This window comes from Pelosinus fermentans JBW45, from assembly GCF_000271665.2.
Lineage (GTDB): Bacteria > Bacillota > Negativicutes > DSM-13327 > DSM-13327 > Pelosinus > Pelosinus baikalensis.
In genome coordinates this window covers 722,983-740,979 of sequence record NZ_CP010978.1, presented here as the reverse complement: position 1 = coordinate 740,979, position 17,997 = coordinate 722,983, and the positions used below count along the sequence as shown (strand labels likewise).

The window sequence follows — 17,997 nt, the reverse complement described above, 5'->3', positions numbered from 1 at the left end:
CCTTCTTCTTAAAACCTAAACCTAGCCTCTGCGCCAAGCCATGTCTCGTTTTCATCATCAATAGAACCCGTTAAACTAATATTTCGATTTAAGCTATAACGAAATGATACTTCATTTTTACTATGATCAACACCCATAACATAGCTCACTAGTAATTTATCTGTCAAATACTTACTCATTTCCAGATTGTACACTTCTTCATTAATCGTAGAGCTCTCATCATTGTTAGTATTATTCTTTTTCACAATACTAGAACTAGTATCCCGAACAAAACGGAATTCATCCAAGCCCAATGCACTACGCATATTCCCTTCTATTTCACTAATAAATCGCATTTGCAGACCAGCGTCAAGGGCACTCATGAGTTCGTCACGCCCGAGCCCAGAGTCTCCGCTGTTTTGTTTTTCGAAATAGCGACTGCGCAGAGTCAAAAGGGATAGAATCTCCTGCTGATTCATGGCTGGTTCTGACGTTAATTTAAATTCCATTTCCCCCATAGGACCATTAACATTTAAATATACCACAGTTTGCTGCAGGGTTGCTTTAGCGTTAAGCTTAATAATTGGTTCAAAAGAAGAAAACTGCCGAAACTCCACACTTCCTTCTTCCACCTTAAATTGCGTCCTCAGATAACTTACCGTGCCGCGAATCGCAACAATACGTCCTGAAACATCCGGCTGCGCAATACTACCGCCTACTTTTACTCTGCCAACAGCTAAAATGTCATATAGGTAAGGATTGTAAAAGCGTACTTTCTTCCCGACTCGTATATCAACGTCTAAATCCATGTCCAGATTGGATGGTTCCATATCAGGAAGGGCAGGAATGTCGATGATATTATTTTCAAAAAGTAATTTACCTGTTAATTTCGGTCGCACATTCTCTTGGCTAATTGTCAAATTCCCATCAACAGCGCCAGTAAAATATTTGCTGCGAATCATAGGTTTATCCAAAATTAACGACATATTATAATTGGTCAAACGCAACCCATCTAGCTTTGCAGTACCTGTTGCACGGTAAGAACCAGTTCCCATATATCCATCAAATTGCTTTACATTAATTGTATCACCTTCAAAATCAATAGCAACCCCCACTTTTTGGATGGGATCTTTTAAAGCTGACAGTTTCAGCGTACCATTATTAACAGTAATCGTCCCCTTAAGGACTGGCTGTTCTAAGGTACCCGCTATGGTGATTTCACCTTGTGTCGCTCCCTCAGCCCATGCAACCTGTTTTGTCAACAGTGGCAAAATACTTAAATTTGCTTTATCCAATTTCACATTCAGATTCATTTGCTCTGCAGCATTTGCCTGCTGTCTGCCTTCAGAGCTAAGGGCTGCTACAGGAATAATACCATAGGCACTGGCTTGATAGGGACCTTTTTTCAGTAAGACTTGATCCACATGTATTACATTCTTATCCAGGATCAATAACCCATATAAAGAATCAAAGATTGTATCACCGATTCCTCCATTAACAAGCTCCAACGATAAAGCGGTATGAGGATTATCCGACACCCCTGAGACTTGAGCGGCGAAATCCAGTTTGCCTGTAGGCTGAATGGAAGTATTAAAGAAGGCGGCGACTAAACCAGCATCTATGCCTCTGCCCCCTACTTCCAGGTTCAGAGGTCCATTGGTATTTAAATCCGCTCTCCCCCGTGCCAGCATGACTCCTGTGCCTTGTTTAACAGAAAACTCGGAAATGGTCAGAACATTATTTTCTAATGCAGCATCCACGACGATGGACTCTACTGGATATTTCTTCACACTGCCCGCTTTTAAATCCCCGATCAGCCGCACATTGGGTTTATCAAGAGTTCCACTTATTTTTATCTGGCCATTTAACGTACCCATAATTTCTTTGTGCCCCAACTTACTGGCTGCCAGTATAGGCTGTAATTCCCCGTTTTCTACATTTAAAGTACCATAGATTTCATTCGTCCCTCGGTTAAGACCGCCAAAAAAAGTAAATTTCCCCTTTCCTTGGGCAAAAGAAAGGACAGGAATCTCAATTTCATCACCTGTGACAGCAAGGGTTCCGGTTACACCTGTAACTTCCTGCTGATTAAGGCTGAGAGTATCCGCTGACAGCTGACCTTTAAAAATAGGAAATGAAGGTGTGCCTGTCAGCTTACCTACAAATTGGGCCTTACCTGCAGCGGTATAATCACTAGTGTTCATATTTAATTTTTCCAAATCAATATTTTGAGCTGCAACATCAAAATCCAAGTCATTATTGGGTGAGATCGTGCCTGAGAGCTGCACTTGGGTATTGAGCGACTGGATAACAACATTATGGATGGTGGTTATGCCTTGCTCTCTTTTATAAGATCCAGCCGCTTTTGCCAATAGCTGACCACGGAAACTGCCATCCGTCAAAGTAATCTTACCAGCGATCGTAGGATTCTCTAAAGAACCCGTAATGATCATCTCATTGTCTACATTACCTGTTAGCTTCTCTCCCGGCACTAATAAAGGTACTAATGTTTCTGCTCTGGCCCCTTTGGAAACAACGGAGATACTCATTTCATGCCCACCAGATAATCCAATCCTTCCCTGGGCTTTGTGCCTGGTTGCACCATGAATCATTTCAGCATCCTGCAGCGTAATTTGCTGAGGTGTCATATGAATCGTACCTGCTGCTTGGGTAAAAGGCTGGTATAAAAGCTCCCCATTGAAGGCCATAAAATCAGCTGTTATTTCAGGGGCAGATAAGGTTCCACGAACTTCTCCATTAAATTGACCGACGCCTGCAGTCTTGCCCTCTATCCCTCTACCTAGCAGTTCTAATGGTATGCCTTGACCATATATTTGCAAGGCAAGCTCTTGTTCTTTCACCGTGCCCTGGGCCGTTACCATGCCTTGACCGATACCAATATTCAAATAGTCTACGGCAGCATTTCCTTTATGGTAGTAAAATCCACTGGTCACAAAAGTAAAGGGAATATTGCTGATTTCACCAGGCCCCATTGACGCGGTTCCTTGAATCTCAGCCCCCGCTAAATCTCCTGTCCCCTTTATCGCCACAGCAGCATCCATATAACCGCTCATATCCGGCACTAGATCAGGGAAATTTTGAATATTAAGATGCTGACCACTAAGGGAAAGTTGATAACTGCCTATCTCATGCTGGAATTGTCCTGAAGCAGAAACATGCCCATCAAATATGTCCGCTTCAAATTGCTGAATTGTAATTATTTTATCTACCAGATTGATTTTCGTCTGTACATTGGCTGCCTGGTAGCCAGCTACTTCTGCCGCTGGCATTTGGATTTCCCCTGTAACAACAGGATTTGAGATAACGCCTGTAATACCAGCCTTAAATGCTGCTATACCTTTAACAGGAATATCATAGTTTGTTGCGCTAGGATCAAAAGCAGCAGAAGCCACCGTTAGATCCACAATCATTTCACTGGCATCCGTGTCCACACTGCCTCGTACATCAATAGGCTGCTCAAATACTTTGCCTGCCACAAACATATATATCTTCTTATTGGTAAAAGCGATACCTCCATCAATTTGACGTAAAGGGATCTCATCAAGATTTATATCGGTTTTTTCCAGACGCGCTTCACCAGCCCACTCCACAGCGCCTTTTTCATAGGCAATGGTTGCTTCTATCTGCTTCGCGCTGCCTCCCACCAACTGAATCGATCCGTCTTCTGGTATTAACCTCTGAAAATCGGCTAACATGAGTTGATCTGCATGAAGAGAGAGCGTGCTGCGTCCTTTACTATGAATCGTCCCCTTTGCTTTCACTGCTGCTCCATTGTGCAATCCTTCTAGATCCATCTTTATTCTAGGAGCATTGGCAAGATCCAATATTCCATTTAATTCCTCTAAAGTCCATTGAGAATGATAGGCATTCACAACGGCCCTGCCATTCACTACTTTTACTTTAGCTGATAAAGATGACTCAGATGAATCATCTTTAATAACAATATCTTGAATATTCCACTGCCCATTATCTCGCTGCGCCAACCAAAGAGTAGGTTCTTCTACCCTTAGCTCAGAAATGGATTTTACCACATTCCATCCAGTCAAAATACTCCAAGGGCTATAGGAAACAATAATTTTGTCACTAGCAGCTAGAATTTCCGACTGTTTATCATAAATAGTCACATTGTGTATGGTTACTTGATTATAAGAGGTAACCTCAATGTCCCCCAAAGTGACTAAACTGCCTATTACATTAGCCAATTCTATGCTTAACGCATTTTGTGCCCCCGTCATAACGGTTTGGCTTTTAGTTAGCCAGTAGGCACTGCCAATTAAAAGGATCATACATACTGCCAATACTGCAATGACTCTTTCTTTCATTCTCAGCCTCCTGATTCCACCTCATAAGGCGTTCATAACAGCATATACTTCTACACAGCACTGCCAGCTTCCTCTATCTTTTAGCTGAAATTATTTTATCCCTGGTACAGTAATTTATTCCAATAGAATAATGATGGTTACAAACCTTAAGCCGCGAAGACGCGAAAATAGGTCGATATGAACCATCTTTTAAAATATATAAACGAAAGCAACCACAAAGACGCAAAGGACACAAAGGGAGGATTTTTATATTTTCTGGTGCTTACCAAAAAGAGCTGAGATATTCCCAGCTCTTTTTACAATCTATTCTTTTACAGTTTCTACAGGTACTCCCATAGCCTTTGTTAAGTTCGCTTTACTTGTATTGAAATCATACATTGCTTGAATGTAATTATTCTTCGCTTGTGTTAAGGCTACTTGTGCATCGATTACATCTGTATTCGTTCCCACCCCAGCACTGTAACGGACTTGAGCAATTTTGAAATCTTCATCGGCTTGCTCAACTGTCACTTGAGAGGTACTAATACGCTTTTCCGCTTCTATCATATTTAAGTACGCCTGACGTACTTCGAGTTGAACTGCGTCTTTTGTTTGTTTTGCTGTTTGCAATGATTTTTCTACCTCAGATTTTGACTTCTTAATTTGGGCATTGGTTACACCAGAATCAAAAGGAGTCCAGGTAGCTTTCAAACCAATGGACCAACCATTGTCATCCGTTCCTGGAAAATCATCATCAGCCCACCTTTGGCTGGCACTAGCAGCCACAGTAGGTAAATTACCAGCTTTTGCGATTTTGACGGATTGTTTTGCGATCTCTATATTGTGATCTGCTTGGATTGCTTCTGGACGATTGCTCATAGCATAATTAATACTATCCTCTAATGATAAGTTATAAGGCTCATGAACCAGTTCATTTTTGATTTGTATTTCTGTATCTAATGGCAGTCCCATTACATTATTCAAATTGGAAACTGCTATTTCATAAGCATTTTGCGCTTTAGTTAGTGTTTGCTGATTATTTGCAAGTTCTACCTGAGAGCGTAGTACGTCAGATTTTGCTACGGTTCCCACATTGTATTGCGCTTCTACATTTTTTAAATGAGCTGCCATTTGATCCACGGATTCTTGATCAACCTTTACGGTATTTCTCGTTTGCAGAATCGTAAAATAGCCATTCGTAGCATCTAATTTTATTTGCTGTTTACTTTTCTCAACATCCAAATCAGCCACTTTTAAGCCAATCTTGGCTTTTTCTATAGCCCCCTCGACTTCTCCACCCGTATATAGATTCATTCCCAAAGTAACAGAACTGCCAAATTCATTCCCGATACTTGCAATGTCTTTTACATATGTTTTCGAACGGCCATCAGAGTGCTCTAACTTCAACGTAGGTAATTTTCCACCTTTTGCTACACGTATATCATACTCGGCTCCCTGTCTATCTGCATCTGCTATCTTAATTGCAGGATTGTTCTGCAAAGCTCTTGCAATACTCTCTTCCAAAGATAGTTCTATCGGTGCTGCGAATGCACTTACCGAGTGTAACACCAGAAATCCACCTGTCAGTGCTGCCATCAATTGCTTTTTCCAATGAGTTTGTTTCATCATGTAAAAAAATCCTCCTCAATTCATCAAAGAGCTATGACTAGTTAGTCAATATCATCAATCTGTATTAATTATAGGATGAAGTCCAGTTATTGTCAATCAAATGATCACTGCAAATATCATTCATTTTTTTCTTTAAAAATTTCTTCGTACTCCAAAATACGTCTGCTCATCCTGCTTATTGATCCCGTCACTCTGTCCTACAATAAATGTGTCTGGAGCGACTTGATATAAAGAGCGCAATTTCACCCGTACATCTTGGGGATCATAGACATCTAATGACAATGACATCTGTTTGCCAATTTTTGTATCTACCCCCACCCCCACTTTACTGTCAATCACGCCAGCTCTGCCTGCAAACTCCTCATTACCTTTGCCAACCTGAAAATTTCCTTTACTGCCGTCACCTATATGACTTACTCCAATAATAGCAAAATCCGTAGGTGAGGTATTAATTTTCAAATCTGCATTGCTGCTATATTTCCCAGTATCCCGATTATATAATGTCTCAAATCCCACTTTCGTATCGATGGAAGATACCTTTGTTAACATCTTATTCGCTCTCTCACTTGCCATACGAGCATTTTTTAATGTTTCTTTGATATTTTGCGCAGTCGCAGGGTCTGTTACTACCCCTTCTAAAGCTGCTGCCATTTTTTCTACACGGATGCTGGTATTTTTAATATTAACAAGGGTTACCTGCAGATCTCTTGCCGTCTGCCCATCATTGTCTACTGCCTGCATCATGATTTCTGCTCTTGCCGCAGCTTCCCGCAAGCTGCGCGACATCGCACTTAAATTTTTTACTGTGACATCAATGTCACCATTTTCTTGGGTCATACGTGCAAGATTCCCCATCATGATATTCATATTATCCGTGATTTCCTGCGCATTCAGAATGGTATTTTTCATGGCAGCTTTGACTTTGTCATCCCCTACAATCTCATTTAGGGATTTTACTAAATCATGAACCTCTGCTAATACTCGATCTGATGAGGCAATGAGCTCATCCAAGCCTTGGATCTCTTCCCCTTTTACCTTGGCATTCGGTAATAAATAACTAGAGCTGTGATCTGTCGGGATAATGTTAATATATTTTTCTCCCATTAACCCATCAGCACCAATGAGAAATTTTGATCCTTCTGGAATTTTAACTCCCGGATCCATTAGCATCGTCACTTGCACTCCCTCTTGTGGCAAGACACGTACTTCTTTTATTCGTCCAACATCCACACCGGCATATCGTACTATGTTTCCTTCTTTAATTCCATTTACTTGCCTAAATACAGCCTGCACCGGATACCCTTTATCGCCAAAGGTAAAGCCACTCAAATGAATAACAATATATACCAATAACATACAGGCGATCAGACTCATCGAACCGACTTTCGCTTCCGTACTTATATTCATCTCATTTCCGACCTCCTTCTTACATATGCGCTAGGTGACTTTAGCCCAAGAATGAATTGCTGTACCACAGGGTTTTCAGACTGTTTGATTTGCTCTACCGTCCCCACCTCAATAATGCGTCCTCCATGAATCATGGCAACACGATCAGCTATTTTAAAAGCACTGGACATATGATGGGTGACGACTACAGAGGTAACACCTAACACACGCTTGGCATTCATAATCAGCCGATCAATGGTTCCTGACATAATCGGGTCTAAACCTGCTGTCGGTTCATCATATAACATGATTTCCGGTCTGATTGCAATAGCTCTGGCTAAGCTTACCCGTTTCTTCATGCCTCCTGATAACTCATTGGGCATGACATCCTGCTGCCCTGCTAGTCCCACCATGCGAAGATTACGAGTGACAATTTTATGAATCTCAGCCTCGGTCATCGTGGTATGTTCGCGAAGTCCAAAGGCCACATTGTCTCCTACTGTCATGGAATCAAATAAGGCAGAGTACTGAAAAACCATCCCCATACCAATACGAACTTTGTTTAAATTATCCTCTGATAAATGAGAGATTTCTTGTCCTTTAATCCACACCTCTCCCTGGGTAGGCTTTAAGAGCCCCACCATTAAACGCAGCAGCGTACTTTTTCCCGAACCGCTGGGGCCGATTACGACTAAGGTCTCCCCTTTCTTTACTTCCAGATCAATGCCTTGCAATATATATTTTCCATGAAAACTCATGCTAATCTTTTCCAATTTTATCATTCATTCACCATCCTCTCGCTTACCGATACAGCACTAAAGACAAAAAATAATTGCTAATGAAAATCAGAATAATCGAGCTAACTACGGATGCGGTTGTAGCCCGCCCCACACCTTCAGCGCCCTCACCTGTTGTTAAGCCTTTATAACAGCCGATAATCGCAATAATACCGCCAAAGAACATGGCCTTAACCAAACCGCCTATTATATCATTAACTACAGTAAAAAGTGTAATAGAATGAATATAGGTAAAAGAGCTGATATCAGCGTATAAGGTGGCTACCAAGTAACCACCTACTGTACCAATGATATCAGCAAAGATGACTAATATAGGTACCATAATAACACAAGCTAATAACCTGGGTACTACTAAATATTTGATAGGGTTAATGGCCATCACCCGCAGCGCATCAATTTGTTCTGTAACCTTCATAGAACCAATCTCTGCCGTAATGGCTGCTCCTACACGTCCTGCAACTACCACTCCTGTTAAAACAGGGGCTAGTTCCCTTGCCATGGCAATTGCCACAACGCCTCCCACAGACGACTGAGCACCATATTTAATAAATTCAGTGGCAGTTTGCAGTGTAATTACCATACCTGTAAATAAAATCGTCAGCAATACGATTGGCAAAGAATCTACACCTAGATGCGCCATTTGATGCAGTACATGTTTCATTCTAGGCTTTTCCCGCAAATGAAATAAGGTATTGCCTAACAGGATAACAATCCGACCGCTATTTTCCATCCAAAGAATCACTTGCCGTCCAATGCTTTCTACTATAGCTAGCAACATTATAATCCCTCACATTGACATTTAAACTTTACTATTACAATTATATTAAAAAATTGTCTTATTATGAAGTATTCCATAAAAAACGCAAGTTCCCTGCACCCCGTGCAGGGGAAATTGATGGAATAGTAAAACATGGATCGAAAAAATAAAGAAAAAATGAACCGCAGAGGCACAGAGAACACAGAGAAAAGATTGATAAAATTAAAAAATCCCCCTCAGTTCACTCTGTGTCCTCTGCAACCTCTGTGCGCTCTGCGGTTCAACATTCTCTTTAAATAAAACTTTTAAACCAGGACGATGGCGCGACCTTATATATTCCATCTTCATAGACAAAAAATAAAGAAGACTCTGATTCAGAGGAGGTTTGAGTCCCCTCTGCAATCAAAGTCTTCTTTATCTATTTTTTCGCTGGGGCTTTTACTACGTTGACTACGACTTGTGTATCACCGTCAATGATATAATCTGTGGTAATGCTGTTTTTTACTTTTCCTTGCTTTATCTTATCCTTAGCATTTACAGCTTTAATATCAGTTTTCAGAGAAACTGTATTTTCTACTATACCTTTCTCTTGCTTCTTGTTATTGGTTTTATCTTTACCTAAAGTAGCATTGCCGAATAGATCATTCATTCCCATATCCAGCACTTCTACAACAATTTCATTGTTGCGGTCACGTTCCATAAATTCTTTAACCACATCAGCGAAGCTCTGGTTTTTTGGCTTTGGATTGCTGAGCATTAGTAACCCTTCATCCACTCCCTGATTTTTAGCTAACAGCTGGATTAAAGGGACCATGCCGCCTCCACGCACTTCTAGGGTAAGAGGCCCTTCCGGCTGATCTTTAGGAACAGCAAAGGAAACGCTGTGCTGAATCGGCTCGCCGCGAAACGGCTTTATTTTTACGCCAATTTCAACATTTTCCCCAGGCTTTACACTAGGAGTTTTTGTCTGGGCTTCCACAATAGTAGCGGTACGACGCTCTTCGCTAACAGAAACATGGACCTTAACATCCATCAGATTAACTGGATTGTATGGATTCCCCGTTAGCATTGCCATGGCTTCCAAAAACTCACCCACAGCCGCTTCACCGATACTGGCAGGGCTGTAAAACATATTTTCTCGAGTAATAATCCCTCCAGGCATATTTTGACCAGAAATTTCAAAACTAACTTTAGCTGTTCCCGGCCCTACCCGATCCATGGTCTTGTCAATGACATTGAACATAGTGGTAGCCGACAAAATGGATGAGAGCTGCTCATCTTTTACCACTTGTACTGCTGCATCCTGGGTTTGTCCAGTATCATTATCTTTCACGATGATGCGTATCGGGATAATGGTGGGATACCTGCTAAGGTATCCAGCAATTCCTGCTCCTCGATCCTGGTTGATAATACCGACAGGTTCTCCCATCGTACCGACTTTAAATGAGTTTTCTAAGCCATTAACAGTGGAAAACACGTAGGCATTGGTCATGAAGTATCCAATATTCCCCTTCTTCAAAAATGGATGACCAAATGCTAAGACTTTATTATCTTCCACGTAAGTAACAGTACCCAAAGCTCCCACACTCACATCGCCGCGAACTAACTCAACTCCTACAGCACTCCCTGGTTCTAGAGGAGCAAACACAACATCTGAAGGAGCTTCTCCTACTTCTTGAGGTACCAAATTAAAAGGTTTAAGTTTGTCTTGCAACATTGTTAAAGCGTGTTCACTAAAACCAGATACCATCAATGGTGTGGTCATTGGCTCAAAATCTGGTATTTCCTTCATAAACTGCATCGTATCGTTATAATTGTCAGGCATATCCCATAATTTCAGCATATCCCCAATAGGAGTGACCATGCCAACTTTATGGTCGGTCAATGACCAGCCATAGGCCACCGCTCCTACCAGCTTGCCATCAATATAGACGGGACTGCCGCTCATTCCTTGTGCAATTCCTCCCGTTCGGTCAATAACGTCTCCAGAGGTTCGCACCAAAATCAAATCCCCTGCTGGCCCTTTGTTTTTCATAATTCCTAATACTTCTACACCAAATTCTTCTAACTTAGTACCAGAAACTACAGTTTTGCCAATTCCCTGCATACCTACCTTTATATTCTCTACTGGCATGATCTCGGGTGCAGCCCATACTAAGGACATCGGCAGCATTAATAAAAAAATAAGCAGTGCCAGACGACACTGCCTGCATAGTTTTACCAAATATATCATCCTTTCTTTATTTACCGATTTCAATACGAGCAACTACATCACCAACAGCAACTGAAACTCCCGGTGAAACTAAAACTTCTTTTACAACGCCATTAGCTGTGGCCCTTGATGCTGGTATCGCCCCCGTTATTGTGTCGATCTTCACCAACACGTCACCTTCACGGACAGTAGTCCCCGGTTTAACCAAGCCATTACTTGTAATGGTTCCAGCCAGAGAGGCCTTTTGTTCTACAACACTATTTGCAGTAACTAATAAGCTGCCAACGATTAGCACAAAACCGATTACCAAAACTGCTATGCTTTTTCTATGAAGCATGGTAAGCCACCTCCTTACTTAGTTTCATTATACAGCATTAGCATGAATTATCAATCCTTAGGAACAATAATTAATGCATCTCCTACTGATCTCTCGCGCCCATCGGAGGGTTTATTCATAATTTTACCTTTAACGACCATCTCACTAGAGCCTCCGCCATCCAAATTCATCGCATCCACAGCTCCAAACTCTTGCATCAATAAGGCTAATTCTAACAGCGTCACTCCCATACTATGCTGCTGCCTTCCATCCACTACAACAAGCAGAACATGTCCATCTTTCGTTACGCCGACTGCGGTACGAGGCGCTCTTCCGACTGCTATATCTGGAGGAAATTCTTCTATTTTACTGGTTAAGAATACACTGTTATTTTTAATCAAGCGGGGACCTGCCCCAATGACATATATTGTCTTATCCCAAACGGAACCAAGTGTCTGGTTAATTTTTATTGCATCACCCACTTTCAAACTGGATAATGCTTTTTCGTTGCTGCCATGAGCTGAAAGCACAACTGCTCCCGGTGGAATAACAGCATTACCATGTACGACTGCAGTAATAACATCTTGACTCACAATATAATCCGTACCATATTCATTTGCACCGGTCATATTGTCATAATAATTATTATACAGAATTAAATCATCCTGTCCCCGCTCATGATTCACCCCCGTAATAGCAATTGTAGCTCCATCTGGTAAGGTAACCGTACCCTTATAGTCAATCTGGTCAAACAATATCTTACCATCAGGCAAGATTCCTAAGGCAGTTCGTCCAATTGTAGGAGAACTCACAATTTCACCATTCATTTTCAGCAGCCCTATGATTTCGCCATTAAGAGCAAAATAAGAAGCGTTAACGGCAGCGATGCCTTTATTACGTTCTGCCATCGCTTGTACTTTTTCTAAATCCACAATCGCATTATTGGACAATACTGGCTTTATGACATAATCGCTGCCTGGAGCTAGATCCACCACATATGCAGAAATAGGTCCTGCCTTAATACTGCGATATAAAGAGATATACTTTAAACCAGTTCCAATTTGTTCCTCATACTTACGGTCAAATTCTTTTACAATATCAATTACAATCCGCTTGGGATTCGATAGTGTAAACAATTTATAAGACACAATCGGTTTTTTGAGATTAATGACTACTCGCTGTTTGCCTGGCTGTACCTGGATAATTTGCACGTTACTAACAATCGGATCGTTTAATTGCAATATTGGTATTTTACTACTATCTGTATTCGTAAAATCAATAATAATCTGATCCTGATTGGCAGAAAGCTGAGCGGTATATTCAGGCAGTTCATTTACATCAAATACAATACGTACTTGCTCTGCGCTTTGGCTGTAACGAACTTTTTGCAGCACAGGCTTAGCTGGAGCTGCCCACACGATCTGCGAACAAAAAATGATCAGCATCATCAATATGTACACACGTTTAAAAATTTTCATTGTTATATTCCCCCTAAGAAAACCACTAGCACATTTTAAAATACGAAAGACTCTAACACGTTCTTTACGAACCACAGAGGCGCAGAGAACACAGAGATATAACAACATCGCCTCAGCGTACACCCTCTGCGCTCTCTGTGTTCTCTGCGGTTCAATATCCCCCTAATAAAACTTACACTTTCCTTACTGATGAGAAAAACCCAGGCACTATTTCGGTGCCTGGGACTTATTGCTGACAGGATCCGGAGTACGTAATTGACGGTAAAGCATATCCGCCAATCCAATACCTCCAGCCTTTGCCATATCTTTTGTCATTTCTGCGTCCAACATAGATGTCATCGTCTCTTCCTTAGAACTATCTACTAATTTGGACTTATCCACCGTCTTACGCATATTCGTCATCATAATATTTAGAAATACAGCCTCTAAGTCCTGACAAGTCTTTTTTAACTTAGCATTATCTTTTACCTGCTGCGCTTTTTCTGTTTCCTGTGCTAAATGCTCAGCAAAATCACCTTTAGCCTTAGTTTGCACAGAATCCAAATTACTTATCATACTTGATGAACTAATTCCTGCTATCTGCACTCGTATCCACCTACCTAAATAATCTGCAAGTCAGCATGTAAGGCTCCAGCAGCCTTCATAGCCTGCAATATAGAGATAATATCCCTTGGTGTTGCACCAATGGCATTTAATGCATTTACAACATCACCTACACTCGCCGTAGAAGGCAATACCATAACATTTGCTTTATCTTCTTTCACATCAACAGAAGTATTATTTGTAACCACTGTAGATCCACCAGAAAAAGGCGGTGGCTGAGATACATCTGTGGTTCTGTCAATACGAATACTGAGTCCACCTTGCGCTACAGCTACTTCATCAATCGTAACATTGGAACCCATTACAATGGTACCTGTGCGTTCATTAATTATAATCTTGGCAATAGTATCAGGATTAATATAGAGTTCTTCTATGGAAGCGACGAATCCCACCACGTCGTTGTCGTAAGTACTAGGAACTGAAACCACCACAGTACCTGGATCACGAGTCGTGGAAATATTACCAAACCGATTGTTAATAGCGTCACCAATCCGAGCAGCAGTAGTAAAGTCAGGCTGACTCAAAGCCAGTGTAATCGAACCACTGGGCGATATCAATTGGGTAGGTACCTCACGTTCTACAATTGCACCATTGGGGGTAGTGCCAGTAGTTGGAAAGTTCTTTTGTAGACTGCTGCCACCACCACTTGCACTAAAACCACCTGTAGAAACAGGCCCCTGTCCTACGGCATACACTTGTCCATTCGCTGCCTTCAAGGGCGTTTGCAGCAAAATACCGCCTTGAAGACTTTTCGCATCTCCCATGGAAGATACTGTCATATCAATGGTATCACCGGGCTTTACAAAAGCTGGTAATTGAGCAGTGACCATAACCGCTGCTACATTTTTCGATTTAAGCTGGGAATCAGTTACTGTTAAGCCAAAACTTTTTAGCATATTGGCAATGGACTGTCTCGTTTGGACAAGTGTATTTGAATCACCTGTACCAGCCAGCCCGGTTACCAACCCATATCCCACCAGTTGATTGGCTCTAACACCTTGTACTTTTGCTACATCTTTTATCCGTGTTATTGAGCTGGCTGCTAGTGCTGTTGGCACAATCGCCATAGCACAAGATAAAATCGTTATCATGATGATTAACCTGCGCATAATATCCTCCGTTTTAAAACAAGAAGTTCAGTAATTGGCTAATAATCCCTTGACGCTGCTTTCTAGCAATCGGACCATTGCCATCTATTTTTATTTGAGCGTTACCTATGTAAGTAGACAATATGGTATTATCAGCTGAAATGTCCGCTTGACGTACAATTCCGGAAATCGTAATCTTTTGTTCTTCACCATTTTGTTTGATACTTTGTGTTCCAGAGACAATTAAGTCCCCGTTAGGCTTCACCTCAAGCACCTGAGCCGTCATTCTTGCCGTAACGTTATTGGTATTGACAAGGGAACCCTTAGCCTGAAAGCTGTCAGAATTACCTGCTGTAGCAGATGCAATTCCATGAAAGATTCCCGTTCCAGCATTCATATTTAAGCTGGTCGACTTAGAATTTGCAGCGTTACCAGCACGATTCGCACTAGAATTTTCGCTGATGATGATAGTAAGAGTATCGCCAACGGCACGAGCCTTATAATCACCATACAAGCTGCTACTAGCTCCACTATCACTCCACAAGGACATCGCAGAGACCGGAGTTGCTACCAAGAACATTAGGCACAGGAAACCTAACAGCAAACCAATATTTTTTTTTGTTAGGTTAAACATATTCTACACCTTCACTTTCTACTCACTCTACGAAATTTTATTCATCCAAAGCAACTATTTTTTAAGAGGCAGAAGCACTCTTATATGTTACTACTTGCACCTTGTCTTCATCAATAACCTTACCCAAAACAATTTTATTAGAGCTGACATTTTTAATGCGGATCAATTGATTTTCATAGCCGTCCTGCATAGCCTGCCCCGAGGCTATTACTTCTATATTGCCAATAAAAGCAGTTAGAGTTACCATATTGCCCCGTTTAACGATTACAGGCTTATTTACCATGGAATCGCTTATCACCATACCTGGAGTTATTAAGCGTCTGGCCATTAATCCGAGTAACTTGTTCTTATCGGTAATAAAACCCGCTGCAATTTGTCCCGTATCCATCCGCTCATACCGCAAATCATCTTCAGTAAAGATCTCACGGGCATTCACTTGACGGGCTGCCACCGTTACCAGACGATATAAATTCACCTTAAATCTCAGACCCACTTTGGTAACAGCTTGTCCATCCACACTTATAGAAATCATTACCGTAGTGGGAGTATTATAACGAATCCCATAAGGTAAAGACGCGGATAGAGCAACATTCCCCACAGGTACTGTTACATCTTGTTCACGTCCAACATAAAATATATGTAAATCATCATATTTCACATTAGGTCCCACTTGATCCCGAATAGTGTTTGTTCCTTTATCAAGCAATGTTTGCGCACTTATAACCTGCGAGTCACCAATCACAGTCACACGATCAGGAATAATCCACATAGCACTTGCTAAATCAATCCCCGCTGCCGCCAATCGCATATTGATGACTTCTTTGGTTAACACAAAACTGCTGCCTGGAACAGGTGCATCACCAATCTTCAGCTGACGCAGTTTTTGATTGTTTTCCTCGTCATCCCCGCTGATCTTAGCTAATTGTCCAAGGTTGATGACTGCGGCGCCACTCACTCTGACCTGCTCATCAAAGACGACTACTGTACTCTCAGCAAAAACCGAACGTATCAATAAGCAAATTTGGAATAAGATAAGCAAACACACTCTCTTACTCATTGCTTTCACCTAGCGTTTCAAGTTAGCAGCTTGTTCCAGCATATTATCTGATGTAGTAATGGCCTTTGAATTAATTTCATAAGCCCTCTGCGCTACAATCATATTCACCATTTCTTCTACAACTTGAACATTAGACATTTCTAAATATTTTTGCATAATTGTTCCTGTTCCATCCACCCCGGGATCACTGGCAACCGGAGTTCCTGAAGCTGCAGTCTCTTTTAGCAGGTTATGTCCGGTGCTATCCAGACCTGCAGGATTTACAAATTTAACAAGCTGTATTTGTCCTAATTCTTGCGATGCATTCTGACCTGCTAACTGAGCTGAAACGCGACCATCAGACGATATTTCAATCTTAGAAGAACCTTCCGGAATGGTAATGGCTGGTTCTAGAGGATATCCTTCCGAAGTGACAATTCTTCCCTGATCGTCTCGTTTAAATGCACCATCACGCGTGTAATTAATTGTTCCATCAGCCATAGTTATTTGAAAGAAGCCATCTCCTTCTATCGTCATGTCAAGATCATTACCAGTTGATTGAGTCGGACCTTGAGTATAAATTTTTTGAGTAGCTACTTGGCGTACCCCGCTACCCAATTGGATTCCAGTAGGTAATTGAGTATCTGCACCAGTGGCGCTCCCCGATTGTCTCATGGTTTGATACATTAAATCTTCAAAATCTGAGCGACTCTTTTTAAATCCTGTCGTATTAACATTTGCCAAGTTATTGGAAACCACATCAATGTTCGCCTGTTGGGCAACCATTCCTGACGCAGCAGTCCATAATGATCTCATCATAGTCTAAAAATCCTCCCTAATCACATGAAATATATTGCTAAAAACCTTACCCGATATCAAACTTAATTGTAAAACATAAACATTAACTCCACATATGTATACTAAATTATAACAGTAGGACCTTAACTAATCCTACTTATAATATCGCCACAATAGAGCAAAATCTTAAATAAAAAATAAAGTTTTATAGTTTTGCGATATCATTGGCAGCCTTTCCCAATAAATCATCATGAGAACGTACTACTTTAGCATTTATTTCATAGGAACGATAATTAGTAATCAAATTCACCATTTCCCCAACAACGTTCACGTTAGACATTTCTAAGGCTCCTTGTATTACACTACCAGTCGCTGGCTGCGCTTGTGCACCTTGGGCTGCAGCAAACAGACTCGATCCTTCCTTGGAAAGCTGTTTTTCATCGGAAAATTCTTCCATTCTCAGCTGTCCTACTACCTCATTATCAACAATTACGCGTCCATTTTCGTCAACCGACATTTTATTGCCATCGATCGTAATCGGACCATTTTCTCCTAATACCTGATATCCATCACTTGTAACTAATTGGTTTCGTGTGCTTTTTGCAAAAGTACCATTACGTGTATATCGCAATCCCTGAGGAGTTTGCACGGCAAAAAAACCTCTTCCTTCAATTGCTAAGTCAAAGGCATTCCCCGTAGTTCTTATAGAACCGCCAGTATGCATCGTTGCCACTTCATCCACTAACACCCCAGTTCCCATACCACCAATAACAGGAGCTTCCCCGCCATCATTAACGCGAGAAATTAAAATGTTAGCAAAATCTTTAGTAACAGCCACATCCTTTTTAAATCCAGCAGTATTAGCATTTGCTAAATTATTGGAGGTAACATCAATACGTTCTGCCTCTGCAAGCATACCAGAAGCAGCTGTATATAAACCGCGAATCATGTAATCACTCCCT

14 protein-coding genes are annotated in these 17,997 nt (G+C 41.3%); all 14 read right to left on the bottom strand.

Features of this window, described 5'->3' with window-relative positions:
- Positions 1–8 precede the first annotated feature (8 nt).
- The 14 genes from JBW_RS02975 to flgF all read right to left on the bottom strand — a co-directional run bounded on the left by JBW_RS02975 (position 9) and on the right by flgF (position 17,984).
- Positions 9–4,322, bottom strand: coding sequence for a translocation/assembly module TamB domain-containing protein (locus tag JBW_RS02975; protein ID WP_007958917.1), 4,314 nt, complete (start codon positions 4,320–4,322; stop codon positions 9–11).
- Between the two features lie 303 nt (positions 4,323–4,625).
- On the bottom strand, positions 4,626–5,930 hold the full coding sequence (locus JBW_RS02970) for a TolC family protein (protein ID WP_007958912.1): 1,305 nt from the start codon (positions 5,928–5,930) through the stop codon (positions 4,626–4,628).
- A 132-nt stretch (positions 5,931–6,062) separates the two neighbouring features.
- Positions 6,063–7,337 (bottom strand): MlaD family protein, encoded by a 1,275-nt coding sequence (locus tag JBW_RS02965; protein ID WP_007958911.1) that lies wholly within the window; start codon positions 7,335–7,337, stop codon positions 6,063–6,065.
- Entirely contained in the window at positions 7,334–8,098 is a 765-nt protein-coding gene (locus JBW_RS02960) for an ABC transporter ATP-binding protein (RefSeq protein WP_007958910.1), read from the bottom strand. Before JBW_RS02960 ends, JBW_RS02965 begins: the two co-directional genes overlap by 4 nt.
- A 19-nt stretch (positions 8,099–8,117) precedes the next feature.
- On the bottom strand, positions 8,118–8,891 hold the full coding sequence (locus tag JBW_RS02955) for an MlaE family ABC transporter permease (protein WP_007958909.1): 774 nt from the start codon (positions 8,889–8,891) through the stop codon (positions 8,118–8,120).
- A gap of 397 nt (positions 8,892–9,288) precedes the next feature.
- Entirely contained in the window at positions 9,289–11,103 is a 1,815-nt protein-coding gene (locus tag JBW_RS02950; protein ID WP_036681605.1) for a SpoIVB peptidase S55 domain-containing protein, read from the bottom strand.
- A gap of 7 nt (positions 11,104–11,110) precedes the next feature.
- A complete protein-coding gene (locus JBW_RS02945) occupies positions 11,111–11,419 on the bottom strand; it encodes a biotin/lipoyl-containing protein (protein WP_007958907.1) in 309 nt (102 codons plus the stop codon).
- 50 nt (positions 11,420–11,469) lie between these two features.
- On the bottom strand, positions 11,470–12,876 hold the full coding sequence (locus JBW_RS02940; protein ID WP_036681551.1) for a phosphodiester glycosidase family protein: 1,407 nt from the start codon (positions 12,874–12,876) through the stop codon (positions 11,470–11,472).
- 207 nt (positions 12,877–13,083) lie between these two features.
- Complete coding sequence (locus tag JBW_RS02935; protein ID WP_007958896.1) at positions 13,084–13,461, bottom strand: rod-binding protein; 378 nt, start codon at positions 13,459–13,461, stop codon at positions 13,084–13,086.
- A 14-nt stretch (positions 13,462–13,475) separates the two neighbouring features.
- Positions 13,476–14,588 carry a flagellar basal body P-ring protein FlgI gene (locus JBW_RS02930; protein ID WP_007958895.1) on the bottom strand — a complete coding sequence of 371 codons (1,113 nt, stop codon included), beginning with the start codon at positions 14,586–14,588 and terminating at the stop codon, positions 13,476–13,478.
- 13 nt (positions 14,589–14,601) lie between these two features.
- On the bottom strand, positions 14,602–15,201 hold the full coding sequence (locus JBW_RS02925) for a flagellar basal body L-ring protein FlgH (protein WP_007958894.1): 600 nt from the start codon (positions 15,199–15,201) through the stop codon (positions 14,602–14,604).
- A 61-nt stretch (positions 15,202–15,262) separates the two neighbouring features.
- On the bottom strand, positions 15,263–16,258 hold the full coding sequence (flgA, locus tag JBW_RS02920) for a flagellar basal body P-ring formation chaperone FlgA (RefSeq protein ID WP_007958892.1): 996 nt from the start codon (positions 16,256–16,258) through the stop codon (positions 15,263–15,265).
- A 9-nt stretch (positions 16,259–16,267) separates the two neighbouring features.
- Positions 16,268–17,056 (bottom strand): flagellar basal-body rod protein FlgG, encoded by a 789-nt coding sequence (gene flgG / locus JBW_RS02915; protein ID WP_007958890.1) that lies wholly within the window; start codon positions 17,054–17,056, stop codon positions 16,268–16,270.
- Between the two features lie 184 nt (positions 17,057–17,240).
- Positions 17,241–17,984, bottom strand: a complete 744-nt coding sequence (gene flgF / locus JBW_RS02910; RefSeq protein ID WP_007958888.1) for a flagellar basal-body rod protein FlgF — start codon at positions 17,982–17,984, stop codon at positions 17,241–17,243.
- Positions 17,985–17,997: the final 13 nt, after the last annotated feature.